Raw genomic sequence first — 23899 nt, forward strand, 5'->3', positions numbered from 1 at the left:
ATCCCCGGATTCGGCACTCGCGCCGAATCCGGTTTTCCTCTCCGCATTCCCCTCAATCTGTCTTTTTCTTCCTCCGGCTGATGCGTCATCAGAATAAACGTTCACTGTAATCAGCTCAGAGGTGTGGTCTTTTTTTATACCGCTCTGGCGATTTCAGGCTGAAATCGCCAGAAAACAACGCATTACACTCCCGGTAGTTATTACAGAAACGGTCAGTCAGATGAAGCATGACCGCAGACAAAGATTGCCTGAGGCGCTGCGCTATACTCCCTTGTCATCTGCTCTGTATACCAAACCTAAGGGGTTCACCGTGCGGAGGGCTCAGAAAACGCTGCTGTTCTGGCTCGCTTTTATTCAGAGAGTCTCAGGTGCTGAACGGGCCGTTTACTCATACTCCCGGCCATCACAGTAACGGCAATGTGCCGTTCGCAGGGTTCGCTGTACATTCTGATTTTTCTGGAAAGGAACTATGACCCGGAAGCTGAAAACCATTTCCCGCAGGCTATGGCATGTCATCCTGGTGGCTGGGGGGCTGATACTTCTGTTACTGATTTTTCGTATCTATGAAGCAGAACGCGGACCTGAGCTACAGCGCTGGCATACCTGGGTTCCGCATGAGCTGACCGTTGAAGCGCTCGATAAGGCGAGCTATGCCGACTATCTCAGGGCAGAGAACCGGCTGTTCGATGAGATGAAGCAGCAGGTCACTGATCGGCTCAGCGATGATGAGAAAACCCCGCTCAACCGCTACTTTGCCGACAGCATGATCTATCCGGGCCATTTTGCTCAGGACTGGAACCGCTCCTATATTCTGCACCCGACCGGCAAACCCCGTGGAAGCGTTGTCCTGTTGCATGGGCTGACCGACAGTCCCTATAGCCTGCGGCACGTTGCAGAAGTGTATCGTCAGCAGGGCTATGTGGCGGTCGCGATAAGGTTACCGGGTCACGGTACGGTGCCCGCAGGGCTGACCGATGTTGACTGGCAGGACTGGATGGCTGCGACACGTCTGGCAGTAAGAGAGGCGACGCGGCTCGCAGGCTCGCAGACACCTCTGCATCTGGTGGGATTCTCGAACGGCGGGGCGCTGGCTGTAAAATATGCCCTCGACAGCCAGAATGATCCCACGCTGCGTCAGCCGCAGCAGCTGATTCTGTTATCGCCGATGATCGGCGTAACCCGTTTTGCCCGCTTCGCGGGCATGGCCGGTCTGCCCTCTGTATTGCCGGCCTTTTCGAAAACGGCCTGGCTGAACATCGTGCCGGAGTTTAACCCGTTTAAATATAACTCCTTCCCGATACACGCAGCCCGCCAGACCTGGCTGCTGACGCAGGCGCTGCAGAAGGAGATTCAGCAGAATGCCCGTGACCAGCGATTGTCAGATTTCCCGCCGGTGCTGACCTTTCAGTCCGTGATGGACTCGACCGTGAGTACGCCTTCGGTCATCCGATCGCTCTATCACTACCTGCCGGAAAATGGCAGTGAGCTGGTGCTGTTTGATATCAATCAGGCGGTCAGCGTCAGTCCGTTATTCCGCCGCTCCTCTTACACCGCGGTCAGTCAGCTGTTGCCAGAGGCGCGTCGGGATTACGCCACGACCCTCTTCACCAACGCATCACCCACCTCGCTCAAAATGGTGACCCGAAGCGTGCCTGCGGGAGAGACTAAGGAGAAGAGGGCGCCGCTGGCGATCGACTATCCTGCCGGCCTCTACTCTCTGTCACATGTCGCTATTCCGTTTCCGGCGGAGGATGGGCTTTATGGCAGTGCGCCTGAAAGGAAAAATGAATTCGGTATCAGTTTTGGCACGCTGTCGCTGCGCGGTGAGAGTGCCGTGCTGATCGTGGGGCTGGACTCGATTATGCGCGCGACCTCTAACCCGTTCTATCCTTACATGATCGCGCGCATCACGCATCACATTGACTGCAGTGACAGGCCCCCACTGGCAGCCTGCCTCAGTGACTTCTGAATGCAGCATCACAACCGGCCTGCAGCGTGCAGGCCGGGATTTATAGTGTGTTCAGTTTTGCCATCACCTCGTCTGACAGCACCAGGCTGCGGCTGGCGAGGTTCTCCTGCAGATGCGCGGGGGAGGAGGTGCCCGGTATCAGCAGAATATTGGGCGAACGTCGCAGCAGCCAGGCCAGGGCGACCTGCATAGGGGTGGCGTTCAGGGACGCAGCCACCTCATTAAGTTGCTCCGACTGCAGGGGAGAAAAACCGCCCAGCGGGAAGAAAGGCACCCAGGCGATGCCCTGCTGAGCAAGCTGATCCACCAGCTCATCATCCTGCCGATGCGCGAGGTTATACATGTTCTGTACGCAGACAATCGGCGTCATCGCCCTGGCCTCTGCGATCTGCGTAGCCGTGACATTACTCAGACCGATGTGGCGAATCAGCCCGCGTGCCTGCAACGCCAGCAGTGCCTCCAGTTGAGGGGCCAGAGAGCCCTCTTTGGGTTTAGCCGGATGCAGCATGCTGCGAAGATTCACCACCTCAAGAACGTCCAGGCCCAGGTGGCGGAGATTATCTTCTACGGCCTGGGTCAGCGCCTCCGGCTCCATCGCCGCCTGCCAGCCGCCTCTTGCATCACGACGTGCCCCCACTTTGGTGACAATACAGAGATCTTCCGGATAGGGATGGAGCGCCTTCCTGATTAATTTGTTGGTTTCGTGCGGACCATAAAAATCGCTGGTGTCGATATGGTTGACGCCAGCTTCAATGGCGTCACGTAAAACCTGTATCGCGCGCGCTTCATCTTTAACCGGGCCAAACACGTCAGGCCCGGCCAGTTGCATAGCGCCATAGCCAAGACGGTTAACTTCGCGATCGCCTAACTTGAAAGTCATGGTGGTATCTGACATGAAAACCTCCTGCGTGGATGTCGATTAAGTGTAATGGTGATTCAGCGATCCGGCAGGTGTTCAGCTATACCAGCTGAGACCCTGTGGCACCCGCGAAAAACCGGCGTGGCGTAAAGCGTTAAGCAGGGGAGACTGGGTTACCGGTTTGCCATCTGCCCGCTCCAGCGTAAACATGGATGAATTTTCCCGTTTCAGCGCCGCACCCAGTGCCGCCACCGCCGCCTGTTGCCGTGCGGGATCGTCAGTAAAGGTCAGTAACTCTTTACCGCCGGGGGGCAGGTAGAGCAGCAGTGCGCCACCGGCAATCACCACGCGTCCGCCCGGACGACGGGTGGGGCGTGTACCGCTGCCATGAACCGGCCAGCTCAGCATCGCGCCAAACGGATTAGCCGGATCGGGTGCTGCCAGTACGACGGCGTCAGCCTCAGCGAGCGGGTTCTCTGCCAGTTTGCGCAGTCGTTCAATCGTCTGCTGATCGGCAAACTGTGCACCGCCCGCACCGTCGACAAAACGTCCGCGTAACAGCCGACCGGCATCTTCCATACTGCGCAATACCGGCTGCAGAGCCGGAAACCCTCCCGGGATCTGTTCAGCAACCGCGCTGCCGCGGGTGATCACGCCATAACGGTCAAGCAGGTTCTCCGCCAGCGACAGGGCCAGTCGGGCAGGCGCAACCGGCTGACGCGGGAGCCGCGACCAGCGTCCGGCCAGAGTGTTGACCGCCGGTCTGCGGGCTGTCAGCGCGCCAGGTGTAAAGCGCTGGCCAAAACGCGTGCGCAGGGTACGTGCCGGACGCGCACGGGATGCACCCGGTGTCGTGAGCAGGCCCCGCACCGCAATCCAGCTGTCTGCGGTGACATAACCCTGCCACACCAGTTGCCACAGCGCCTCACAGAGGCTGTCAGACGGCAACTCTGCCTCCCCCTGCTGCGCCATGATCTCGTGAACGAACCAGGCGCCACCCCGGCTGAGTGCGTCAATAACCTGCTGCTGCAGCGGCGTGACAGGCTGGGTGGTGTCAATGACCGGCAGCGTCTCCGCGGCACATTCAGTCAGGTGCAGCGAGATCAGCCCATCGTTGTGGCCCAGCGCCTTATGACCACACCAGATCACCTCGCCACGGCTGAGCAGTTCATCAAGCATGGCGGGTTGATAGTCGGCCACTCTGGCGCGCAGGATCTGCGACTCCCAGAGCGAGGCGGGTAACGGCACGCCAGCGAGCTGCTCAATGACCCGTAACACGCCCTCGGCACCCTGCTGCTCCTGACGCCGTTCATTCAGCACGCCGTGGCGCTCAAGCAACAGAGTGACCCAGACAGCGGGCGGAACAGGGCGCGTGGCTTCACGTGCTGATTGCAGTGAACGCAGTCGCAGTCGCGAGAAGATATCGGCGGCGACCCACGCCGGTTCCGACTCGCCTGCTGCCGATCCCATATTTAGCAGGCTGCCCTGCTGAAGCAGGGTCAGCAGTACCTCATTCACCACGGCGACACCCAGACCATAGCGGGCTGCCAGCGACCGGGCGGTGAACAGCGTATGGGTGCGTGCATACTGGCCAATCAGATCATGCAGCGGGGCGGCGGGTGGTAACAGAAATGTTGCTGGCAGGTCATCAGGTAACGCTACCGCCAGCGCATCGCGCAGCCGGGCAGCATCTTCAATGACGGCCCAGCGATCTTCACCCGCGATGATGACCGGAATAATACGCCGCGCAGCCGCAAACTGCGTTAACGCCCCGGTGACCTGCTGTGCATCCCCGCTGAAGCGTGCCCGTACCTCCGTTACGGAGAGCGGACCAAGATCGCGCAGCAGATCGATGATGCCTTCGGCGTGCTGTGCCTGATAGCGGGGATCACGGCGCTGTAACGCCTGTTCAACCCCGACGATGACAGCGGGTTCCAGCAGGTCACGCTTGCGGGTCTGGCCAAGCAGTTCACCCAGCAGGTTGCTGTCGAGTGACAGCAGAGAGGCACGACGTTCCGCCTGAGGGGCATCGCTGGCATAGATAAATTCAGCGACATAACCAAACAGCAGCGGAGCGGCGAAAGGGGAGGGCTGTCCGGTGGTGACTTCGCTGAACTGCACCTCGCCCTGCGCAATCTGCTCCATTAAATGGTGCAGGGCAGGCAGGTCATAAACATCCTGCAGACATTCGCGTGCGGTCTCGATCAGGATCGGAAAGTCGTCATGCGCGCTGGCAACCGCCAGCAACTGACCGGCGCGCAGCCGCTGCTGCCAGAGCGGGGAACGCTTGCCCGGATTGCGCCTGGGCAGCAGTAGCGCGCGCGAGGCACACTCACGAAAGCGGGCGGCGAACAGCGCAGAGTGACCCACACTCTCTGTAACGATCTGCGTGAGCCTGTCACTATCGAAGACAAAGAGTTCCGCGCCCGGTGGCTCCTCCTCGCTGGCGGGGAAGCGGGCGACGATGCCATCATCGCTGGCCGCCACAGAGGCATCTATGCCCATCCGGTGCTCAATACGTGCGGCAATGGCCAGTGCCCAGGGAGCATTGACCCGCTTTCCCCACGGGGAATGGAGAATGACCCGCCAGTCACCCAGTTCATCACGGCAGCGTTCGATCAGCAGCGTACGGTCGTCCGGGATGACGCCGGTTGCGGTGCGTTGATCAGCCAGCAGGGCCAGCAGATTGGTCACTGCATGGGGATTCAAGCCCAGCGACAGCAGCTGTTTCTCCGCCTCAGCCGGGGAGACGTTATTCAGCTGGCGCAGAAACAGCCCGAGACTGGCTCCGGCATCGGCCGACCGGCCAACCCCTTCTCCCCGCCAGAAGGGCAAACGAGCCTGACGGCCCGGAGCAGGCACCACCACCACCTGGTCGTGCGTGATCTGCTGAATCCGCCAGGAGGAGGCGCCCAGGGTGATGATGTCATTGATGCGCGACTCATACACCATCTCTTCATCCAGCTCCCCGACGCGACGCGAGCCAGCCTGCTCTTCGCCTTCCGGCAGCATCACGCTGAACATGCCGCGATCGGGAATGGTGCCGCCACTGGTCACGGCCAGATGCTGAGCGCCGGGACGCGCGCTCAGCAGACCGCTCTCACGATCCCAGATCAGCTGGGGTCGTAGCTGCGCGAAACCCTCCGAGGGATATTTCCCGGCCAGCATATCCAGCGTGGCGTCAAACAGGCGGCGCGACAGCCCGCGAAACGGGTCGGCCCGGCAGACGAGGCAGTACCATGCATCAACCTGAAGGGAGTCCATGGCAACGGCTGCCAGCGTCTGCTGCGCCAGAATATCCAGCGGATTAGAGGGAGGGCTAAGCGCATCGAGCTGGCCGGCACGCATCGACTGTAAGGTGACAGCGGCATCCAGCAGATCGTGTCGCGTCCGGGGAAACAGGATGCCGGTTGACATGCCGCCAACCTGATGTCCGGCTCGCCCCACGCGCTGCAGAGCGCTGGCGACCGAGAGCGGAGCGCCTACCTGAATCACCAGATCCACCGGCCCCATATCGATGCCAAGTTCAAGGCTGGAGGTGGCGACCACGCAGCGCAGGCTGCCCTGCTTGAGTGCCGATTCGATCCCGGCGCGCTGCTCTTTGGAAACGGAACCGTGATGCGAGCGGGCGATAGGGTCAGCACGGCTGTCGCTGCTTGCGGTATCCGGATCTTCCGCCGCCGCCTGCCTTTCAAAAAAACGCGCATTGAGACGGGCAGTAAGTTTTTCAGCCAGCCCTCGCGAATTAACAAACACCAGCGTGGCGCGGTGGGCCATCACCTGCTGCAGAATGCGTGCTTCGATATGCGGCCAGATCGATCCGCTGGCTGACGGCGTTTCGCCGCTGAGGTCGCTGTCACTGGCGATGTCCGTCATATCTGGCACCGGCACCTCGATAGTCAGGTGCAGGGTGCGATCGGAGGAGGGGTTAACCACCTGGACGGGCTGGCAGCCACCCAGGAATGCAGCGATACGCTCAACCGGCCGCACCGTGGCGGAGAGTCCCACGCGCTGAGCGGGCCGCGGCAGCAGTGCATCCAGCCGCTCCAGACTCAGGGCGAGCTGAGAGCCGCGCTTCGAACCCGCTACAGCATGCACTTCATCAACAATAACCGTGGTGACACCCTGCAGCGTCGTGCGCGCTTTTGAGGTCAGCATCAGAAACAGCGATTCAGGGGTGGTGATCAGAATATCGGGTGGGCGGCGCAGCAGCCGGGCGCGCTCTGCAGCCGGCGTATCGCCGGAACGCATTCCGACAGTCAGGGTGATCGCGGGCTCATTCTGCGCCTGCCGCTCAGCACAGACACCGGCAAGCGGAAGCGTCAGGTTGCGCTGCACATCCGCCGCCAGCGCTTTGACCGGCGAAATGTAGAGCACGCGGGTCGTGGTTTCACGTGAGGGGGCGGGCTGCTCTGCCCGGAGCTGAAACAGGGCATCAATGGCGGTCAGAAAGGCGGCCAGCGTTTTTCCTGAGCCGGTAGGGGCAATCACCAGCGCATGCGCTCCGCTGGCGATGGCCTGCCATGCCGCCTGCTGTACCGGGGTTGGGGCTTTAAAGGCGGCAGAAAACCAGCGCCGGGTAGCAGGGGAAAAGCGGTCCAGGACCGGAAGGGATTGGGATTTCGGCATCATTCTCACGGTATCGCACAGCAACTGCACCAGACATTAATGCGTTGAGTGTAAGTGAAAATCGCCGATTGTGGATGACGCGGCTGCTAACCGGCCGCGTCATCCAGGGATCAGGAACCGGCAGCGCCCGCCAGCGCACGGCCTCTTACTGCCAGCAGCGACACCATCGCCAGCACCAGGATGGTCATCCCGTAGCACCAGGCCGTCCGGGTCAGTCCGAGATGCGGCGCGACAATACCGGCGGCAATTGCGGGCAGGGCAAACGCGAGATAACTTTTGATCAGAAAGGCGGAGAAGAGGCCCGCGCGTTCATGACTTTCCGCTAACTGCATGATGATTTTCAGCACGTTAGCGAAAATTGAACCAAACCCCTGGCCCGCAAGGGCGGTGCCGATATAAAGCCAGGCCACGCTATGCAGCGAAAGGCCGGTCAGCGTCACGCTCACGCCGGTCATCAGCATCAGCGTCCCGATGACCAGTGCGCGGGCGGGCGGTAGCGGACGAAAGAGAAAGACCGCTGCCGTTGCGCTCAGCATCAGCGTCGCAACAACCGATCCGCCGATGAAGGGCGAGGTGAGTCCGGTAGCGTTTGCCACCATCGTGGGCATCAGAGAGAGGTAGAAACCGCCGAGCATCCAGGTGGCGATATTCACCGGTGCCACTTTTAACAACGGGCCGAGCGCACGGCGCGGTATGCTGACCTGAGGGCGCAGAGCGGCCAGCACGCCCGGCTGAGGCGAAATGGTTTCAGGGATAAGCGGCAGCAGTGCCATGGCAATCAGCATCAGTAACAACAGGAGTGCGTACAGCGTTACGGTAGGATAGGGGGCCAGACTCACCAGAATGCCGCCCGCGAGGGTGCCCAGCGTCATCCCCAGAAAGGCGGTAAACGAGTTGAGCAGCGGCCCGCGTGTTTTGGTGGCATCCAGCAGGCTGGCACCGAATGTCGGTAACGCAACTCCCGTAGCAAACCCCTGCACCAGACGGGCTGCAATCAGGGTTGTCGCCGACCCGGCGGTCATAAAGATCACCAGGGCAATGGCGTTGAGCGCCAGCGCCAGCAACATCAGCGGACGTCGCCCGGTATAGTCGGACACTTTCCCTACCGTCAGTAGCGCCGCCAGCAGCGCGAAAGCATAGGCACCAAAAATCAGCGTCAGCATCGTCGGCGTCAGGTGAAAAAGCGTCCGGTAAAGGGGATAGAGCGGTGTGGGCGCACTGCTGGTGGCGGAGATCAGCGCGGCGCTGGTAAAGCTGAAGATCGTGGTGCGGGTTGCGGCCTGAGGCGTCAGAGCGTGGGTCATAATAAGTCCCTTAATGCAAAATATTAGCTTTAAAAGAGGTATGCGCTTGCTCAGGGCTTAATGCAATATCTTTGCTTTAACGAATCCTGCTGTCTGAATGACGCGCCTCTCCGGCGCGTTGACCATCTGACGCTGAGACGGCCAGAGGCGGGTGAAATGTCATTAAAACAGACTGAGTAAGAATCTAAGAAATCGGGTTTGAGGAGGCCTGAAGATGAAAATAGCGGAGATCGATCATATCCATTTGTACGTTGAAGATATTGCACAGGCCGTACAGTGGTATAACGCGGTGCTGGGCTTTTCACGCGATGTTTCACTCGGTTTCTGGGCTGAACAGGGTGGGCCGCGGGTTATCAGGAATAACAGAGCATCACTCTCTCTCTTCCTCAGAACCACCCAGCCTCCCGGCCATACGGTCGCGTTCAGCGTGGCCGCCCCGGCGTTCAGCACGCTGATTCCCGTCCTGAGAGAGAACAGCATCCCGTTCAGCATCAGTGACCATGAGGTGTCGATGTCGGTCTATTTCAACGACCCCAGCGAAAATAAGATTGAAGTCACCTCTTACGACTACAGCCAGGCAAAGAGCATTCTGGCGCGCTTCGCCTGACGCTAGCTTTTCCTGCTCTCAGCAATGAGCCTGCTGATCCCTGAAAAGCGATCGGCAGGCACAAAGGATCAATAGAGCGAATTCTTCAGGCGTTCTGGCAGCGCTTTGTCATAAGCGTCACCATCAATTTCCGCAATCTGCCGGAGAATGGAGCCGGTGCTTGGCAGGCTCTGCCGCGGGATCTGCGTTGTCACATCCCAGAGTCCGGCGCGGAGAATCGCCCGGCTGCACTGAAAGAAAACAGTGTCGACGGCGATACGCAGCACCGTTTTTGGCAGCTGGTTGTTGACGGCAAAACGTTCCAGCAGCACCGGATCGGTGCTGATTGCGGCAGTGCCGTTTACCCGCAACGTCTCGCCAATACCGGGGACCAGAAACAGCAGCGCCACCCGATTGTCATGCAGAATGTTGCGCAGACTGTCGATGCGGTTGTTGCCGCGCCTGTCTGGCAGCAGAAGTGTTCTGTCATCCTCAATGTCGATAAAGCCGGCCGGATCGCCGCGCGGTGACACATCCAGCCCGTCAGGTCCCGATGTGGCCAGGGCAACAAACGGCGAAGCGTCGATAAACGGACGATAGGCGGGGTGGATATGATCCGTCACCTTAGCGATCGACGGCCGGGCTACCGTGCCGTAAAGACGTTCAAGTTCAGTAAGTTCAGTAATGACGCTGCTCTGTTCCGTCATGTGGCTCCATCCTCCTCATCAGTCAGAATGTCCATGATGCCGTGGCGACACGCCAACGTCCGGGCGCGTCAGATGAAACAGAAATTTAACACTAATAACCGCAGCGTCAGAACAGCTATGTTGTCATTTGTGATACCGGCCCGTCTGTAAAGCGCTGAAGGCACTCCGCTGCTCTCTCCAGAGAGGAGGCTGACCTGCGCGGTGTTGGTTACCAAAGACATTGCTGATATAAAAGTAAGCCGCGGCGTATTCCGTCCCCACAAGGAGCAAAAATGTATTGGGAATCAGAGCGGTTGCTCTACAGATTTACCCGCCAGGAAGATATTGACGACCTCTTCAGAATCTACAGCGACCCTGAAACACACAGATTTAATCCGCGCGGCCCGTGGCCCGACAGATCTTGTGCTCTGCAGTCCATGGAGCGCATCCTGCAGGGGTATCGGGAACAGGGGTTTGGCGACTGGACGATATTTGAAAAAGCGAACCCGGAAAAAATTATCGGCTTTGGCGGCGTCTTCAGAAGCCAGTTCGATGGCCGTCAGACCAATAATCTCGGCTATCGTTTTGAGCCAGCCGCCTGGGGAAAAGGTTATGCCACCGAACTCTCCCGCCGGGCCATACGTTATGGCTTTGAAGAAGCTGAACTCAGCGTCATTACGGGTGTGGTGCGCGAAAATCATCTCGCTTCGCGACGGGTGCTGGAGAAGGCCGGATTAACCTTCCTGAAAAAGGTCAACGATCTGGAGGGCTTCTCGCCGAGCCTGATGTTTACCCTGACCCGCAGCGACTGGCTCAGAGCAGGCAACGCGCCTTCCTCTCCCGGTAGCACGCTTTAACGCCTGTAAAATTTCAGATGCGGTACACTGCGACAATCCGTTAATGCAATTTCGTTGCTTTAATTTTACATCTGAAGCTGATGAGACAGGAGGAAAAGATGGCGAGGGAGATGGTCCGACAGGGCGGGCGCAGTGCGCGTATTCAGGCGGAAGTGCACAACACCGTGAACCGGCTGCTTGAGACGCTTGACCGCTCCGAGATTACGGTGCCGATGATAGCCGAACAGGCAGGCGTGACGCCCTCTACGATTTACCGGCGCTGGGGCGACCTGACGCAGCTGCTGGCCGACGTGGCGGTGGCGCGGATGCGGCCCATTGCTGAACCGGAAGATACCGGGTCGATGACCGGCGATCTTACCCTGTTTATCCAGCAGTATGCGGAAGAGATGTCGTCAAAAGTCGGCCGCGACATGCTGGCCGACGTGATGAACAGTCATGCGGAGGAGGCCAGCCAGAAATGTTGCGGGTTTACCTATCAGCATCTTGAAACCCTGCACAACCGTGCTGTTGCGCGTGGCGAAGCGGGCTTTGACATCGATCGCGTCATGGATGTGGTGGTGGCGCCCGTCATGTACCATATTCTGTTCGGCGATCGCGACGTCTCTGCGGAGTACTGTGCTTCCCTGATTACGCGGGCATTCTGACGGCGGGTCAGCGCTGAACAAACGGCAGAGCAGCTTCAGCGATCAGCTGCTGCAACAGCGTGCGCGCCGGATCTTCGCCCCGATCTGCGCGGGCGAGCGCGATGCCCAGCGTGCCAGGCGGGGGCAGCCGCTGTGATTCCGTCACCAGCCTGTCGGGCATACCGGCGCGGGTGCGGAGCGTCACGCCAAGACCGGCCTGCAACGCTGCCCAGATCCCGCTAAGACTGTGACTGGTAAATACCACCCGCCACGGAATAGCGGCTGCGTCCAGCGCGTCGATGGCTCGCGAACGCATCACACACGGCGCATCAAACACCACCAGCGGCAAAGGCTCGCCGCGCTGTAACATGCCCGCCAGGTCAACGTCCGGATGGTAAATCCAGGCTAAAGGACACTGACCGATCAGCGGCGTGCCAGCCTGCGGTTCCGCCTGCCAGAGCAGGGCAAGATCCAGTTCATGACGCGCCAGCGCCGTAAGCAGTGGCAGATTTCTGTCGACGCGGGCGGTCAGCATCACCTCCGGGTGCTGCCGGTTAAAGGCGCCCAGAATCGCAGGCATCAGCGCCTCGCCAAAATCCTCCTGCATACCGATGCGTATTTCACCCTGCAATGCTTCGCCTCGCACGGCCCGCAAGGTTTCATCATTCAGTGACAGCAGGCGTCTGGCGTAGCTCATCAGCTGCTCACCGCTGCGGGTCAGCTGCAGGTGTCGCCCTTTTTTCATCACCAGTGCTGTTCCGCATTGCTGCTCCAGTTTTTTAAGCTGTGCGCTGATGGCGGACGTCGAACGGCACAGGTGCTGCGCCGCGGAGGCAAAACTGCCTGCGTCAATGCCCGCCACGAAACTGCGCAGCGCATCCATATCGAGACACTCGGGCACTTTATTCATGACTGTCCTGTTAACGTGGATGGTAGGTGCGGATTAATTTGATTTTCAGGATGATATCCTCAGGCGACACTCTCGCTGACAACACAGGAGAGCGCAATGAAAAATTCACTGGATCGGGAAACCCTGGCGCAGCGCGCGCCAAAACTGGCTGAACTGACGCAGCAGGTGCTGTTTGGGGATATCTGGCAGCGCGGCGTGCTGTCTCCGCGAGAGCGCAGCCTGCTGACGCTGGCCACACTGACGGCGCTGGGACGTGTGCAGCAGTTGCCCTGGCACCTCGATTTCGCCCGGCAAAACGGGCTGTCGCAGGAGGAACTGATTGAGAGCTTCACCCATCTGGCCTTTTATGCCGGCTGGCCCGCCGCGGTTACCGCCCTGAGCTATCTGGAGGAGAATGCCTGATGCCATTTACCCGGATTACCTTAGGTGAAAGTTACAGCGACACCGCGCTGAAGCAACTCTCCATCCTCCTTCAGCAGGCGCTGGTTGCAGAATTTGATGTGCCTGAACGTGACTGCTTTCAGGTGACAGAAAGGCTACCGGCCAGTCAGCGGGTCTTTGACCGGCACTACCTGAGCGGCGGGCGGAGTGACAGGTTTGTGCTGTTTCAGGTGTTGGCGGGCAGGCCACGCACCCGGCATCAGAAGCAGGGCTTTTATCGCGCGCTCTGCATGGCGCTTCAGGCGGAGATGGCCATCGACCCTGACGATGTGATGATCATTCTTCAGTTCAACAGCACCGAGGAGTGGAGCTTTAGCGGTGGCCGGATGCTGGCAGAGGAGGAGGCGCGATGATTGCGATGCACTACCGGTTTACCCTGCCAGCGGATTATGACATGGCGATCATCAAAGAGCGCATCAGACAGAATGGCGCCCGGCTGGAGGGATTTCCGGGGCTGGTGGCAAAGGCGTTTCTTTACAGCTGTCAGAGTGAAGGCACGCTGCATGAAAATCGCTATGCACCGCTCTATTTCTGGCAGGAGGCCAGTGCGATGCAGCGCTTCCTGCAAAGTCCCGGTTTTGCCACTCTGGTCAGTGACTTTGGCTGGCCGATCATCGAAAGCTGGCTGGCGTTAGAGGGGCACTCTGTGGTCAGGCATCTGACCGACGCGCGGTTTATGACGCTGAAGCGCTGGACGATCGCTCCCCACTCCGACCTGGCGGCACTGCCGGACAGGGAGGGCTTCAATGCCTGGGACATCAGCCGCTGGCAGGGCGTGGAGATCTCGGCCCGCGTTCAGCCACCAGCAGACGGGCAGGAGAGCTATCGCATTGGCTATCTCGCACGCGGTGCTGCCGCGGCAGAGATGTTGCTTTAGCGAGAAAGAGCGATCAGCGCTTTAATAATTCCTGACAGGCCGCGCTGTCTTCTGCGGCGCGCTGTTTTGCATCAGGCGTCAGCTGCTGCCAGCGACCGATCACGCTGCTGCCCAGCGCGGGTTTATAACTGTTTTTCTGCAGCGCATAGTCAGAATTACCGCCCTCGATTACCTTTTGCATCTGCGGCGCCAGCTGCTGTTCATCTTGATGACTGATGGCGCAGAACACGGCGATGTAATAGGCCGTCTCTTCATCACTCTCATGCGGCATCAGCCACCAGGCCGCGGCGGCCAGAATCAGCAGGAGGGGAAGAATGAATTTGAGTTTTGTCATGTCAGTCACGCGTTAGGTGAAAATCAGTCTGCCGGATAGGGCAGGACGCAGGCCGCGTATCCTGCCACAAAGTCTGCGCACGGGTCACGCCGTTTGGCAGAATTTATGCCTGGCCTGCTGATTATGATTGCTGAACCCCGCCGATCTGGCATGCTGAGAATTCATCCCTGAATCTGGAGAGCATCGTGAAAGTCATCGGTCTGTTAGGCGGTATGTCGTGGGAATCTACGGCGCTCTATTACCGCATACTCAATCAGCAGGTTAAAGAACGGCTGGGCGGCCTGCACTCGGCAGAGCTGGTGCTCTACAGCGTTGATTTTCAGCGCATTGAGCAGCTGCAGGCGGCGGGAGAATGGCAGCAGGCGGGTGAGATACTGGCCAACGCGGCGCGCAATCTGGAACGGGCCGGTGCGCAATTCATCGTACTCTGTACCAACACCATGCATAAAGTGGCCGCGCAAATCAGTGCGGCAACAACGATACCGCTGCTCCATATCGCCGACGCCACGGGACGCCGTATCCGGCAGGCGGGATTAAGTAAAGTCGGTTTACTGGCGACACGATTCACCATGGAGCAGGCGTTCTATCGCGGGCGGCTTCAGGAACAATTCGATCTGACGGTGATCACGCCGGATGAAGAGGATCGTCACTTTGTACATGAGGTCATTTACCACGAGCTCTGTCTGGGCGAGATCAATCCCGCTTCGCGTCGCCGTTACAGAGAGATCATGGCGCGGCTGGTCGGGCAGGGGGCGGAGGCCATTATTCTGGGCTGTACTGAAATCACCCTGCTGGTGGATGCCACCGATGCCAGCGTCCCGTTGTTCGATACTACGCTCATCCACGCCGAAGAGGCGGTCATTCAGGCACTGGCCTGACGTCAGAAAGGAAAACAGATGAAAATTGAAAATCTGCCCTTTGGTCTGACGCAGTGGGATCAGATTGAAGAGACGGTCCATCCCGGCGAGCAGGGGCATGCGACCTGGCGAACCGTGAAGTTCAACGATATCCGGGTGCGGATGGTGGACTATTCACCGGGCTATGTCGCCGATCACTGGTGCACCAAAGGCCATATTCTGCTCTGCCTGTCGGGTGAGCTGCACACCGAACTGGCCGATGGTCGCCGTTTCGTTCTGACGCCGGGTGTCAGTTATCAGGTGGCAGATGACGCTGAACCGCACCGTTCCTTTACGTCAGCTGGCGCGCAGCTCTTTATCGTAGACTGAGAATGCGCTCCGGTGTTTCATCGCGTCGTTGACACTTTTAAAAGTAAACTGAATCTGCTTTATAAAAATCAGCAAAATTAATGGCTTATTTCATCAGAGTTATCTGGTTCTGACAGGAATTATTCGTATCAGGCTGTATGCTTTAGGTTTTATGGATTTATTGCAATCACCTGATGTGGGGTAGCCTGTGCTGATAAAAAAGAAGAAAGTGCGTTCGCATACCGAAGATCGACTGCTGGCGCTGGTGCTTGCCACCACCGCCGGTATCCTTAATGCCATGGCGCTGGGGGCGTTTGGGTTTTTCCCCTCGCACATGAGCGGCAACACCTCGCAGATCTCTGCCGAAGTTACCACCAGCGATCTCCACACCATGCTGTTTCTGATGGCACTGATTATTGCCTTCGTTTTTGGCTGTACCGTTGCGCGGCTGGCAGTGGTGGTGGGGCATAAATACCGGTTACGCACTATTTTCTGTCTGATCATTCTGGCGGAGGGGCTGGCACTGACGGCGGCCTCGATCTTCGAGCTGATGTACTATCGGCCCAGTTATAACGGAGAGATCCTGATTGTGCTGGGCTTCCTGATGGGGATTCACAACGCCACCTCGACGCAGCTCTCCAACGGACGTGTCAGATCAACCCATATCACCGGGACGCTGACCGATGCGGGTATTGCGCTGGGTTCATGGATTTTTGCTCACACTTCACATGCTGTACATCTTGAGACGGACGACCGTCGCTTTTTCCAGAAGGTGCTGCATACCCATCTGACCACGGTCTTCTCCTTCTTAAGCGGCTGTATCGCCGGACTGCTGCTCTTCAAGGCCTATGGATTTAATGCCATGGTTGGCCTGGGGGTTTTCCTGATGCTGGTGGCGCTGACGGCGATCGCCGTCACCGTACAGCGTACTCGCAGGGTGCTCTACTGACAGAAAAAGCGCCGGCCCGGTGTCCTCTATGCATCGGGCCGGTTGCTTACTGCCGGGTTCGGGTTGGCCGCACCACAATTTCGTTCACATCCACCTCTTCCGGCTGCTCAATCGCATAACGCACGGCGCGACCAATGGCGTCCGGCTGCAGCGCGATGGCGCGATACTGCTGCATCGCCTCCGCCGCTACCGGATCGGTGATTGTTGATGCCAGCTCACTTTCGACCACGCCGGGGTGAACACAGGTGACGCGCAGCTCGCTGTTCTCCTGCCGCAACCCATCGGAAATCGCCCGCACTGCAAACTTCGTGGCACAGTAGACTGCCGCGGTGGGCGACACCGCCAGCGCGCCGATGGATGCGATGTTAATGATGTGACCACACTGGCGGGCCAGCATGGACGGCAGTACCGCCGCAATGCCATACAGCACGCCTTTGATATTGACGTCGATCATCTGATCCCACTCTTCCACCCGCAACGACGCCATCGGCGACAGCGGCATAATACCCGCGTTGTTGATCATCACATCCACCCGGCCCCATTTCTCCAGCGCATAGTCAACGAACTGCGTGACGTCATCGCGGCGTGTCACATCCAGTGCTTTGATTGCCACCTCAGAACCATTAAAGCGCAGCTCTTCCGCCAGGGCAGCCAGACGACTTTCACGACGTGCACCCAGCAGCAGAATGGCATCGCTCTTCGCCAGTTCGCGTGCAATGCCTGCACCGATACCGCTTGATGCACCGGTAATTGAAATCACTTTCTGCGTCATCTTTTTTCTCCACTCAGGTTGTGAGTGGCAATCTTACGACGGGTCGATTATAAAGATAATCCACCAACCGCTTTACAGACTGGTAACTGAAACTAACCAATGAACAGTGATAAAAATGCGCTCGAAATTTTTGTTATCGTGGCACAGACGCGCAACTTCCGGCTGGCGGCAGAACAGCTGGGCGTGACGCGTCCGGCCATCAGTCAGAGTCTGCGGCGGCTGGAGGACCGGCTCAATATCACGCTGATGCAGCGCACGACGCGGTCGGTTCAGCTGACGGAAGCGGGACAGCGACTCTATGCCGAGGTGGCACCGGCCATCAGCGCGCTGAATCGCGCCGTTAACGACATTGCTGAACTGGCGGCAGAGCCACGAGGACAGCTGAGGCTGGCGATCTCCTCCATCGCGGAACGCATGCTTGGGGGCGAGCTACTGGCGAGCTTCATCACCGCCTATCCACACGTTGAGCTGGACATCACCGTGACCGATGAAGAGTTTGATATTGTCGGGCAGGGTTATGATGCGGGGGTGCGACTGGGGGAGGTGATTGCTCAGGATATGATTGCGGTGCCGGTCTCGGTTGCTCAGCGTCAGGTTGCGGTGGCGTCACCGCACTATCTGGCGCGTGCAGGGACGCCGCAACATCCGCAGGAGCTGGTGCATCATCGCTGCATCGGCTGGCGCAAGGAACCGGGCCTGGCCCCATACCGCTGGGAGTTTGCTGAGCAGGGGCGCGAGTTTGATGTTGCCGTCAATCCGCAACTGACGACCAATGATATAGGCGTGATGATCCGCACCGCCTGCGCTGGCGGCGGCATCAGTTTTGGGATGGAGGAAACTTTCCGGCCCTACATCGATCGGGGCGAGCTGGTGACGTTACTCGACGAATGGCTGCCCACGTTTGCCGGTTTCTATCTCTACTTTCCGAGCCGCAAAAATCTGGCTCCCAAGCTGCGGGCGCTGATTGACCACGTCAGGCTGTCACCCCAGCCGGCCCCGGTTCAGCGCTGATTTTTCATCCGGAAGGAGGCTATTCAGGCCGTCATGTTGTAACGAGTGATGATGTTGATTCTGGAGTAGGGCGCGGGTGGCTCAGATGCCGGCAGGAATCCATGAAACGCCAGCAGGGTTCTGAAGGCGTGCAGCGCATCGAGCTGTAAATTATGCTCGATCAGGGCATCGATTTTACCCTGATGCAGTAGCGCACAGTTCTCGCGATCAAGATCGTGCCCGATGAAGGCGTTAAGCGTGCGCTTCTCTCCGGCAAAAGCGCGCAGAATGCCGGGATTCCCGCCGCCCACGGTATAGACCGCATCTGCATCCGGATGCTGCTGCAAAAAGCGCGTCACCGACTGATGCATCCGGTCATCAATCCCATATCCGCCAGCGACCACGCTCACCTGATGCTGAGGAGCAAACTGCGCTATTGCACGCTGAAAACCGTCGATTCGCTCCCTTTCGCCGATGAAGTCATGGCTGCCGGTCACTGCCAGGATGTGCGAACGGGTCACCCGCAGCCATTTTGACATCAGAAAGGCCGCCACCTTTCCGGCATCAAAATTATCCATACCGATGTAGCGCATGCGCGCGCTGCCGGGCAGATCGCTCATCATGGTGACCACCGGCACACGCTGTTTCAGCAGGGCTTCAAGGGTAGGGTAGAGCGCTTCAGCGCAGGCTGCTTTAAGAATGACCCCGTGACTGTGAAGCGCATTCTTATTCAGCAGCGCGTTAATCCCCTCTGTTGTGAGATTTGCCCCGAGGTGAAAACGCAGCTGAAGTTTAAACGCGGCAAAGCTGGCGATCTGGCTGCTGAGAGCCTCACGGATTAGAGGCTGGAACCGGTCAGGAGTATGCATGATGACGTCAAAATAGATCGTCCGCCCTCTGGCCAGTCCCGCTTTGTGCATCAGTTCCAGGTCGGCTATTGCCTGCTGAATGCGATGTTCTGTGCGGGCATGCACGTTGCCGCGCTGATGCAGCGCGCGATCGATGGTTGCCAGACTCAGTCCCGACTGGGCAGCGATCTGTTTCAGGGTGAATTTTGCCATGTGCCCGCCCGTTAGCCGGAGAATAAAGTCTGTTTTATCATACTGCATGATATTACCCGAATGGGTTAGGTTGAAGTATGAGAGGTGGTGCAGGCTGGCAGGGAAATGAATAAGCCGGAAACGTGTAAATAAGCTGTTCAGCCGGGGCTTTATCGCCTGAATATAAGCAAAGCGATAACCCTTGTGCCGCCTTTGCTATTCAAAACGCCGTTGTTATCTTAGCCGGAAATAATGCCCGGGAGGATTCCGGGGTTGGCTAAATAATAGACACCTTGCCGCTTCGCTTATATTTCCGCTGTAACGGCTTTTTTGTTTTTTACTTCTCGCTAATGATAGACTGTACATTCATACACCGTTGGGAGGTCGTGTGAAGTACGACAACGATAGTGAGATCCGTGCACTGGTTGGCGCGGTAGTCAGTGATTTAATCAAGGCGGGAGAGCCGGTTAATTTTCACGACATCACGGACGCGCTGTTTCGCCTGAGTGAAGAGACGCGTGACAGCCGGCTGAAAGCACTGTGTCTGGAAGCAATCAGTTTCTTCACCCGCAAAATGCATTAAGGCTGATGGCACCAGTCAGGGGTGCCATCTCCAGTCTCATTTCTATTCTGACCCCGCCACCTTCACCTGGCCTGAAAATATCCGGCAAAGTATTCAGCGTTAAAGCTGAAAGGGCAGTCTGACCGTTCTCGCCTGTTATTAGATATCTGATTATCACGCTGCGGTAACTTTTGCCTGAGAGAGGCTCTATTGCAGGCTACCTGTTCTCTGCATCATTATATTTGCAGCGCTCATAATCATTCATTCTGCCTTACCGGCTTCACAGGATAGGCGAAAGCGATACGATAATTAATATCAATTGTATTTTCATAAAGTCGTCCGCTCTGACATGCCGTCAAAGGGAGTAATAATGAAAAGCCAGAAACAATCAGCGAAGGGGGAGAATGAGATACCCTGCGCTACCGATGCAGCGCAGGGCGCCTGTCAGATGCCCGCATCGTCAGGTGTGCGGCCTACCACAATTTCCAGTGTCTTACGCAACACATCACCCCTGACTACGTCAGAAGTGCATTCCAGCTCTGCAATCAGATAGAGGATGATGGCTTTATTGGTGACGCGTCCCTGGTCAGCCACAATGTCGCGAATGATTGCGCCCAGCAGTTCAGTTTCCTGAGCAAGCAGATCGCCTTCACTACGGAAATACTCAATGATGGATGAATCTGTTGAAGAGTGTTGCATGGTTATTCTTTCTCTAAAGAAAAGGAGTCAGACGCAATGGTTGAAGTCAAAAACGAGTGTAGACGCTGTTTTCGTTTTGCCCAGCCGGCCTAAAATTTTTTTAATGTGGCTGCCGCTTCGCTTAAAGTCAGCCGCGCACATCAAATACGCAACATTTTTCAATCAGTGTTTTTTGGAGCCGTCAGGCGGCCCGTCACTGTTCATACGATGTGCAGTATTTTCACGTTCGGTAACGTCACCCTTCACACGTTTGCGTGCTGCAACCATACCGTTACGGACTTCAATGATGGCTTTGCGAATAATCGAAACCTTCGCGGCATCATCATTGGCAGCAGCGGCCATCACTTCAAGCTGTGCGATCAGGGCATTGCTGGATACCGGTTTGTCTGACTTGAGTAATGTCAGAACGGCTTCGCCGATCATGACATCTGTCAGTTTCTCGTCTTCACTTCTGTACATACTGGCTTCTCTGATTACGAATCAATGGCCATGCTGCGGGCCCGTATCCGTCAGGAGGTGCGATTGCGGGCACCTGATACGGGGAGGCAGTGCTGGGCTTCTTAACTAAACTGAATCTTCCTGAACGAGGGCTGAAAGCAGACGTCCTGAGTTACTCTGCGTGCCGTGGTAGGGCATTAATCTTCGCGGCGAAAAAGCATCGCGATCAATTCATGCAAATGATTCTCTTGTTCTGGTGTAGCGGCGAACTCGAGGCGGCGCAGAAGCTTGCTACAGATCGCTTTGCGACTGAGGCTTTGGCCTGCGCGCAGAATTTCAACCACAACCGATCCCAGCGTCTCCTGTTGGGAAGGTGAGCTGGCCTGATTGAAGTAACGGGCAATATCGCTGATCGTTTCCGGGCTTTGACCGTTCTGACGCATGTTGATGTCCTCGAGTGATTAAAAATACCACGCTCTGGATATGCAAATTATACACCTTTCCAAAACTTGTACAGAATTTTGAATTTTTGGCGTTAATTTTTTTGTGCAAAAAATGCTATCGCTTTTAAAACAGCATGTTACGAGGATGTCAGGCGAGGTAAAAATTGTACCAGAATTTTGTATCGATATCACCCCCGGACGCTCCGACCTGTACAAGCAGGTCGGCAGGGAGATAAGTACGATGCTCAGTGTTTAATGACGATGTCATCCGCCGGGGCGGGAATGGCTGACTCTTTACCGAACGATCGGGAAAGCCAGTTTGCCGCGGCATTGCCGCGCGAACCGATGGTTTTAAAGCCCATCAGCCACTGACGCGCACATTTCAGTTTTTCAAGGCGAATCTCATTAACTTCCGAGTTAGCCATGACCTGTAGCTCATTTATCAGCAGTTCAACGTTGACTTCCTGACCGGCAGTAAACAGGTTCATTGCAGCTTCGCCAATGATGACATTTGCTTTTTCATCGCTGGAAAAATACACAATATCCTCCTGGGTGATTGCGGTAAGTAACTTTAACTGTAGCAAAAAAAATTAAGAAACTTAATCAATTCAGCCTATCGATAAGATAATATTAATTGTCCATTTCCTGAACGGATAACGCGTTCTGACGCTCGTGTCATGACGGGCGATATCCGGCTGAATCGCCTTTTCCGAATCAACTTATTTTTGCCGATTCGCTTATCCCGCTCTCCATTTAAAGCGAAACGGCATAAACAGCCTGTTTTCTGCCCGCTTCATTCTCGCTGACTGACCCCGGGGTGAAGAAATAAAGCATTGTGTTTCATTATCTTAATCATGGTATTTACATAACTTCACATCTGACACCCGCCGCTGAAGAAACTTCACACAGGTGAGCTTTCGCACAGGTATAGCCTGTGCTATAAAAAATAGCTCAGGCTATTTATGTTCTGTTTTTCACCACCTCCGGAGAGTGCCGTATGGCCCCATTTAAAAAAATCACCGCGATATTACTGAGTGCGCTGCTGACCACACTGATGGCCACCAGCAGTAATGCTGCAGAAAAATTTAAGGTCGTGACGACGTTCACCGTCATCGCGGATATGGCGAAGAACGTGGCGGGTGAGGCTGCGGAGGTGACCTCGATTACTAAACCGGGGGCTGAGATACATGAGTATCAGCCAACCCCGGGCGATATAAAACGCGCGCAGGGCGCACAGCTCATCATGGCGAACGGCCTCAATCTGGAGCGCTGGTTTGAGCGGTTTTATCAGCACCTGGAGGCGGTGCCGGAGGTGATTGTTTCTGCCGGCATCACGCCAATCGGGATCGGCGAGGGGCCCTATAACGGCAAACCGAATCCACACGCCTGGATGTCACCGGACAATGCGCTGATTTACGTCGATAACATTCGCGATGCGCTGATGAAATATGATCCGGCGAACGCGGAAACCTATCGCCAGAATGCCGACGCCTATAAGCAGAAAATCAGTGCTGCGATCGCGCCTCTGCGCCAGCAGATAGCCGGGATCCCGGAGAACAAACGCTGGATGGTGACCAGCGAAGGGGCCTTTTCTTACCTGGCTCGCGATCTGGGGATGAAAGAGCTCTACCTGTGGCCGGTCAATTCTGACCAGCAGGGGACGCCGCAGCAGGTCAGAAAAGTGATCGATCAGGTCAGGAAGCAGGGCATCCCCGCAGTGTTCAGTGAGAGTACCGTCTCCGACAAGCCTGCCCGTCAGGTCGCCAGAGAAACCGGCGCACATTATGGTGGGGTGCTTTACGTTGACTCCCTGAGTCAGGCTCAGGGTCCGGTGCCAACCTATCTGGATCTGCTCAGCGTGACGACGGAGACGCTGGTGAAGGGCCTCAAAGCCGGGGAGTCCGCGCAATGAAAGAGGCTATCGTGGTGTCCGATGTTACCGTCACCTGGCGCAACGGCCATACCGCGCTGCGGGATGCCAGCTTCAGCGTGCCGGGTGGATCGATTGCGGCGCTGGTGGGTGTGAATGGCTCGGGGAAATCCACCCTGTTTAAAGCGCTGATGGGATTTGTCCGGCTCGCCAGCGGCAGCATCTCGATTCTGGGCATGCCTACCCGCCAGGCGCTGCGTCAGAGTCTGGTGGCCTATGTGCCGCAGTCGGAAGAGGTGGACTGGTCTTTTCCGGTGCTGGTAGAGGATGTGGTGATGATGGGGCGTTACGGTCATATGGGTCTGCTGCGTCGCCCCAAAGCGCACGACCGGCATAGTGTGACGGAGGCGCTGGCGCGGGTGGATATGCTCGAATACCGGCATCGCCAGATTGGTGAACTTTCCGGTGGCCAGAAGAAGCGGGTCTTTCTGGCGCGTGCCATAGCCCAGCAGGGCAGTGTGATCCTTCTGGACGAGCCTTTTACCGGCGTGGATGTTCAGACCGAGGCCAGAATCATCAGCCTGCTGGGCGAACTGCGCGATGAAGGTAAGACCATGCTGGTTTCCACGCATAATCTGGGGTCGGTGACCGCATTCTGCGACTACACCGTGATGGTAAAAGGCACCATTCTGGCCAGCGGCCCGACGGAGACGACGTTCACGGCTGTTAACCTCGAACACGCATTCAGCGGCGTGCTGCGTCACGTTATGGTGAAAGGGCTGGATGATCAGATCATCACCGACGATGAGCGTCCCTTTATTGCGCCGCACGGTGCACACCAGGAGGGGCGCTGACC

At 57.4% G+C, this 23899-nt stretch carries 26 protein-coding genes; 14 read left to right on the forward strand and 12 right to left on the reverse strand.

Annotated features, from left to right (window positions below):
- Nucleotides 1-469: 469 nt before the first annotated feature.
- Nucleotides 470-1969: a carboxylesterase gene (locus CKF42_RS00845; protein WP_111207218.1), complete on the forward strand. Its 1500-nt coding sequence runs from the start codon at nucleotides 470-472 to the stop codon at nucleotides 1967-1969.
- A 40-nt stretch (nucleotides 1970-2009) separates the two neighbouring features.
- Here CKF42_RS00845 and CKF42_RS00850 read toward each other — a convergent pair whose 3' ends face one another.
- The 3 genes from CKF42_RS00850 to CKF42_RS00860 form a co-directional block, all read right to left on the reverse strand.
- On the reverse strand, nucleotides 2010-2864 hold the full coding sequence (locus tag CKF42_RS00850) for an aldo/keto reductase family oxidoreductase (RefSeq protein WP_111207219.1): 855 nt from the start codon (nucleotides 2862-2864) through the stop codon (nucleotides 2010-2012).
- Between the two features lie 60 nt (nucleotides 2865-2924).
- Nucleotides 2925-7457 carry an ATP-dependent helicase gene (locus CKF42_RS00855; protein WP_111207318.1) on the reverse strand — a complete coding sequence of 1511 codons (4533 nt, stop codon included), beginning with the start codon at nucleotides 7455-7457 and terminating at the stop codon, nucleotides 2925-2927.
- A 110-nt stretch (nucleotides 7458-7567) separates the two neighbouring features.
- On the reverse strand, nucleotides 7568-8761 hold the full coding sequence (locus tag CKF42_RS00860; RefSeq protein WP_111207220.1) for an MFS transporter: 1194 nt from the start codon (nucleotides 8759-8761) through the stop codon (nucleotides 7568-7570).
- A gap of 214 nt (nucleotides 8762-8975) precedes the next feature.
- On the opposite strand from CKF42_RS00860, the gene CKF42_RS00865 reads away from it, so the two are divergent.
- Entirely contained in the window at nucleotides 8976-9368 is a 393-nt protein-coding gene (locus tag CKF42_RS00865; protein WP_111207221.1) for a VOC family protein, read from the forward strand.
- A gap of 68 nt (nucleotides 9369-9436) precedes the next feature.
- On the opposite strand, the gene CKF42_RS00870 is transcribed toward CKF42_RS00865, so the two are convergent.
- A complete protein-coding gene (locus tag CKF42_RS00870) occupies nucleotides 9437-10054 on the reverse strand; it encodes a pyridoxamine 5'-phosphate oxidase family protein (RefSeq protein WP_111207222.1) in 618 nt (205 codons plus the stop codon).
- A gap of 272 nt (nucleotides 10055-10326) precedes the next feature.
- On the opposite strand from CKF42_RS00870, the gene CKF42_RS00875 reads away from it, so the two are divergent.
- On the forward strand, nucleotides 10327-10890 hold the full coding sequence (locus tag CKF42_RS00875; RefSeq protein ID WP_111207223.1) for a GNAT family N-acetyltransferase: 564 nt from the start codon (nucleotides 10327-10329) through the stop codon (nucleotides 10888-10890).
- Nucleotides 10891-10988: 98 nt separating this feature from the next.
- A complete protein-coding gene (locus CKF42_RS00880; protein ID WP_111207224.1) occupies nucleotides 10989-11534 on the forward strand; it encodes a TetR/AcrR family transcriptional regulator in 546 nt (181 codons plus the stop codon).
- A gap of 7 nt (nucleotides 11535-11541) precedes the next feature.
- Here CKF42_RS00880 and CKF42_RS00885 read toward each other — a convergent pair whose 3' ends face one another.
- The gene (locus tag CKF42_RS00885) at nucleotides 11542-12423 is read right to left on the reverse strand and encodes a LysR substrate-binding domain-containing protein (protein ID WP_058957262.1); all 882 of its coding nucleotides are present in this window, start codon (nucleotides 12421-12423) and stop codon (nucleotides 11542-11544) included.
- 96 nt (nucleotides 12424-12519) lie between these two features.
- On the opposite strand from CKF42_RS00885, the gene CKF42_RS00890 reads away from it, so the two are divergent.
- Genes CKF42_RS00890 through CKF42_RS00900 form a run of 3 tightly spaced genes read left to right on the forward strand, consistent with a single transcriptional unit; the run spans nucleotide 12520 to nucleotide 13741 of the window.
- Nucleotides 12520-12825 (forward strand): carboxymuconolactone decarboxylase family protein, encoded by a 306-nt coding sequence (locus CKF42_RS00890; protein WP_046102826.1) that lies wholly within the window; start codon nucleotides 12520-12522, stop codon nucleotides 12823-12825.
- A complete protein-coding gene (locus CKF42_RS00895; RefSeq protein WP_111207225.1) occupies nucleotides 12825-13217 on the forward strand; it encodes a tautomerase family protein in 393 nt (130 codons plus the stop codon). The genes CKF42_RS00890 and CKF42_RS00895 overlap by 1 nt, the downstream gene beginning before the upstream one ends.
- Nucleotides 13214-13741 (forward strand): DUF4865 family protein, encoded by a 528-nt coding sequence (locus CKF42_RS00900; protein WP_111207226.1) that lies wholly within the window; start codon nucleotides 13214-13216, stop codon nucleotides 13739-13741. The genes CKF42_RS00895 and CKF42_RS00900 overlap by 4 nt, the downstream gene beginning before the upstream one ends.
- A 13-nt stretch (nucleotides 13742-13754) precedes the next feature.
- Here the strand turns inward: CKF42_RS00900 and CKF42_RS00905 are convergent, their stop codons facing one another.
- Entirely contained in the window at nucleotides 13755-14075 is a 321-nt protein-coding gene (locus CKF42_RS00905) for a hypothetical protein (protein WP_111207227.1), read from the reverse strand.
- 185 nt (nucleotides 14076-14260) lie between these two features.
- Between CKF42_RS00905 and CKF42_RS00910 the strand changes: the two genes are divergently transcribed.
- From CKF42_RS00910 to CKF42_RS00920, 3 genes are all read left to right on the forward strand, one after another.
- On the forward strand, nucleotides 14261-14953 hold the full coding sequence (locus CKF42_RS00910; protein ID WP_111207228.1) for an aspartate/glutamate racemase family protein: 693 nt from the start codon (nucleotides 14261-14263) through the stop codon (nucleotides 14951-14953).
- An 18-nt stretch (nucleotides 14954-14971) separates the two neighbouring features.
- The gene (locus CKF42_RS00915; protein WP_058957266.1) at nucleotides 14972-15301 is read left to right on the forward strand and encodes a DHCW motif cupin fold protein; all 330 of its coding nucleotides are present in this window, start codon (nucleotides 14972-14974) and stop codon (nucleotides 15299-15301) included.
- 187 nt (nucleotides 15302-15488) lie between these two features.
- Entirely contained in the window at nucleotides 15489-16229 is a 741-nt protein-coding gene (locus tag CKF42_RS00920) for a YoaK family protein (RefSeq protein ID WP_009092765.1), read from the forward strand.
- Nucleotides 16230-16275: 46 nt separating this feature from the next.
- On the opposite strand, the gene CKF42_RS00925 is transcribed toward CKF42_RS00920, so the two are convergent.
- Nucleotides 16276-17001 carry an SDR family oxidoreductase gene (locus tag CKF42_RS00925; protein ID WP_111207229.1) on the reverse strand — a complete coding sequence of 242 codons (726 nt, stop codon included), beginning with the start codon at nucleotides 16999-17001 and terminating at the stop codon, nucleotides 16276-16278.
- A 99-nt stretch (nucleotides 17002-17100) separates the two neighbouring features.
- Between CKF42_RS00925 and CKF42_RS00930 the strand changes: the two genes are divergently transcribed.
- The gene (locus CKF42_RS00930; protein WP_111207230.1) at nucleotides 17101-18012 is read left to right on the forward strand and encodes a LysR family transcriptional regulator; all 912 of its coding nucleotides are present in this window, start codon (nucleotides 17101-17103) and stop codon (nucleotides 18010-18012) included.
- A gap of 23 nt (nucleotides 18013-18035) precedes the next feature.
- On the opposite strand, the gene CKF42_RS00935 is transcribed toward CKF42_RS00930, so the two are convergent.
- The gene (locus CKF42_RS00935) at nucleotides 18036-19052 is read right to left on the reverse strand and encodes a substrate-binding domain-containing protein (protein WP_111207319.1); all 1017 of its coding nucleotides are present in this window, start codon (nucleotides 19050-19052) and stop codon (nucleotides 18036-18038) included.
- Nucleotides 19053-19419: 367 nt separating this feature from the next.
- On the opposite strand from CKF42_RS00935, the gene CKF42_RS00940 reads away from it, so the two are divergent.
- On the forward strand, nucleotides 19420-19614 hold the full coding sequence (locus tag CKF42_RS00940) for a hypothetical protein (protein ID WP_009092769.1): 195 nt from the start codon (nucleotides 19420-19422) through the stop codon (nucleotides 19612-19614).
- 423 nt (nucleotides 19615-20037) lie between these two features.
- On the opposite strand, the gene CKF42_RS00945 is transcribed toward CKF42_RS00940, so the two are convergent.
- The 4 genes from CKF42_RS00945 to CKF42_RS00960 form a co-directional block, all read right to left on the reverse strand.
- Nucleotides 20038-20292, reverse strand: a complete 255-nt coding sequence (locus tag CKF42_RS00945) for a biofilm/acid-resistance regulator YmgB/AriR (protein WP_009092770.1) — start codon at nucleotides 20290-20292, stop codon at nucleotides 20038-20040.
- Nucleotides 20293-20454: 162 nt separating this feature from the next.
- A complete protein-coding gene (locus CKF42_RS00950) occupies nucleotides 20455-20751 on the reverse strand; it encodes a hypothetical protein (RefSeq protein WP_009092771.1) in 297 nt (98 codons plus the stop codon).
- Nucleotides 20752-20927: 176 nt separating this feature from the next.
- The gene (gene ycgZ / locus CKF42_RS00955; protein WP_009092772.1) at nucleotides 20928-21173 is read right to left on the reverse strand and encodes a regulatory protein YcgZ; all 246 of its coding nucleotides are present in this window, start codon (nucleotides 21171-21173) and stop codon (nucleotides 20928-20930) included.
- Nucleotides 21174-21418: 245 nt separating this feature from the next.
- On the reverse strand, nucleotides 21419-21712 hold the full coding sequence (locus tag CKF42_RS00960) for a hypothetical protein (RefSeq protein WP_111207231.1): 294 nt from the start codon (nucleotides 21710-21712) through the stop codon (nucleotides 21419-21421).
- A gap of 458 nt (nucleotides 21713-22170) precedes the next feature.
- Here CKF42_RS00960 and CKF42_RS00965 point away from each other — a divergent pair, with 458 nt between their 5' ends.
- Entirely contained in the window at nucleotides 22171-23085 is a 915-nt protein-coding gene (locus CKF42_RS00965; protein ID WP_111207232.1) for a metal ABC transporter substrate-binding protein, read from the forward strand.
- A complete protein-coding gene (locus CKF42_RS00970) occupies nucleotides 23082-23897 on the forward strand; it encodes a manganese/iron ABC transporter ATP-binding protein (RefSeq protein ID WP_111207233.1) in 816 nt (271 codons plus the stop codon). Before CKF42_RS00965 ends, CKF42_RS00970 begins: the two co-directional genes overlap by 4 nt.
- Nucleotides 23898-23899 lie beyond the last annotated feature (2 nt).

Source organism: Pantoea sp. ARC270 (genome assembly GCF_003236725.1).
GTDB classification, from domain to species: Bacteria; Pseudomonadota; Gammaproteobacteria; order Enterobacterales; family Enterobacteriaceae; genus Pantoea; species Pantoea anthophila.

What these genes read in the sequence shown, in the direction of transcription:
- CKF42_RS00845 (WP_111207218.1), top strand. Translation starts at nt 470, where the DNA reads ATGACCCGGAAGCTGAAAACCATTTCCCGCAGGCTATGGCATGTCATC.
- CKF42_RS00950 (WP_009092771.1), bottom strand. Translation starts at nt 20,751, where the DNA reads ATGTACAGAAGTGAAGACGAGAAACTGACAGATGTCATGATCGGCGAA.
- CKF42_RS00870 (WP_111207222.1), bottom strand. Translation starts at nt 10,054, where the DNA reads ATGACGGAACAGAGCAGCGTCATTACTGAACTTACTGAACTTGAACGT.
- CKF42_RS00895 (WP_111207225.1), top strand. Translation starts at nt 12,825, where the DNA reads ATGCCATTTACCCGGATTACCTTAGGTGAAAGTTACAGCGACACCGCG.
- CKF42_RS00935 (WP_111207319.1), bottom strand. Translation starts at nt 19,052, where the DNA reads ATGGCAAAATTCACCCTGAAACAGATCGCTGCCCAGTCGGGACTGAGT.
- CKF42_RS00945 (WP_009092770.1), bottom strand. Translation starts at nt 20,292, where the DNA reads ATGCAACACTCTTCAACAGATTCATCCATCATTGAGTATTTCCGTAGT.
- CKF42_RS00905 (WP_111207227.1), bottom strand. Translation starts at nt 14,075, where the DNA reads ATGACAAAACTCAAATTCATTCTTCCCCTCCTGCTGATTCTGGCCGCC.
- CKF42_RS00865 (WP_111207221.1), top strand. Translation starts at nt 8,976, where the DNA reads ATGAAAATAGCGGAGATCGATCATATCCATTTGTACGTTGAAGATATT.
- CKF42_RS00875 (WP_111207223.1), top strand. Translation starts at nt 10,327, where the DNA reads ATGTATTGGGAATCAGAGCGGTTGCTCTACAGATTTACCCGCCAGGAA.
- CKF42_RS00850 (WP_111207219.1), bottom strand. Translation starts at nt 2,864, where the DNA reads ATGTCAGATACCACCATGACTTTCAAGTTAGGCGATCGCGAAGTTAAC.
- CKF42_RS00925 (WP_111207229.1), bottom strand. Translation starts at nt 17,001, where the DNA reads ATGACGCAGAAAGTGATTTCAATTACCGGTGCATCAAGCGGTATCGGT.
- CKF42_RS00915 (WP_058957266.1), top strand. Translation starts at nt 14,972, where the DNA reads ATGAAAATTGAAAATCTGCCCTTTGGTCTGACGCAGTGGGATCAGATT.
- CKF42_RS00880 (WP_111207224.1), top strand. Translation starts at nt 10,989, where the DNA reads ATGGCGAGGGAGATGGTCCGACAGGGCGGGCGCAGTGCGCGTATTCAG.
- CKF42_RS00965 (WP_111207232.1), top strand. Translation starts at nt 22,171, where the DNA reads ATGGCCCCATTTAAAAAAATCACCGCGATATTACTGAGTGCGCTGCTG.
- ycgZ (WP_009092772.1), bottom strand. Translation starts at nt 21,173, where the DNA reads ATGCGTCAGAACGGTCAAAGCCCGGAAACGATCAGCGATATTGCCCGT.
- CKF42_RS00885 (WP_058957262.1), bottom strand. Translation starts at nt 12,423, where the DNA reads ATGAATAAAGTGCCCGAGTGTCTCGATATGGATGCGCTGCGCAGTTTC.
- CKF42_RS00890 (WP_046102826.1), top strand. Translation starts at nt 12,520, where the DNA reads ATGAAAAATTCACTGGATCGGGAAACCCTGGCGCAGCGCGCGCCAAAA.
- CKF42_RS00970 (WP_111207233.1), top strand. Translation starts at nt 23,082, where the DNA reads ATGAAAGAGGCTATCGTGGTGTCCGATGTTACCGTCACCTGGCGCAAC.
- CKF42_RS00855 (WP_111207318.1), bottom strand. Translation starts at nt 7,457, where the DNA reads ATGCCGAAATCCCAATCCCTTCCGGTCCTGGACCGCTTTTCCCCTGCT.
- CKF42_RS00900 (WP_111207226.1), top strand. Translation starts at nt 13,214, where the DNA reads ATGATTGCGATGCACTACCGGTTTACCCTGCCAGCGGATTATGACATG.
- CKF42_RS00860 (WP_111207220.1), bottom strand. Translation starts at nt 8,761, where the DNA reads ATGACCCACGCTCTGACGCCTCAGGCCGCAACCCGCACCACGATCTTC.
- CKF42_RS00930 (WP_111207230.1), top strand. Translation starts at nt 17,101, where the DNA reads ATGAACAGTGATAAAAATGCGCTCGAAATTTTTGTTATCGTGGCACAG.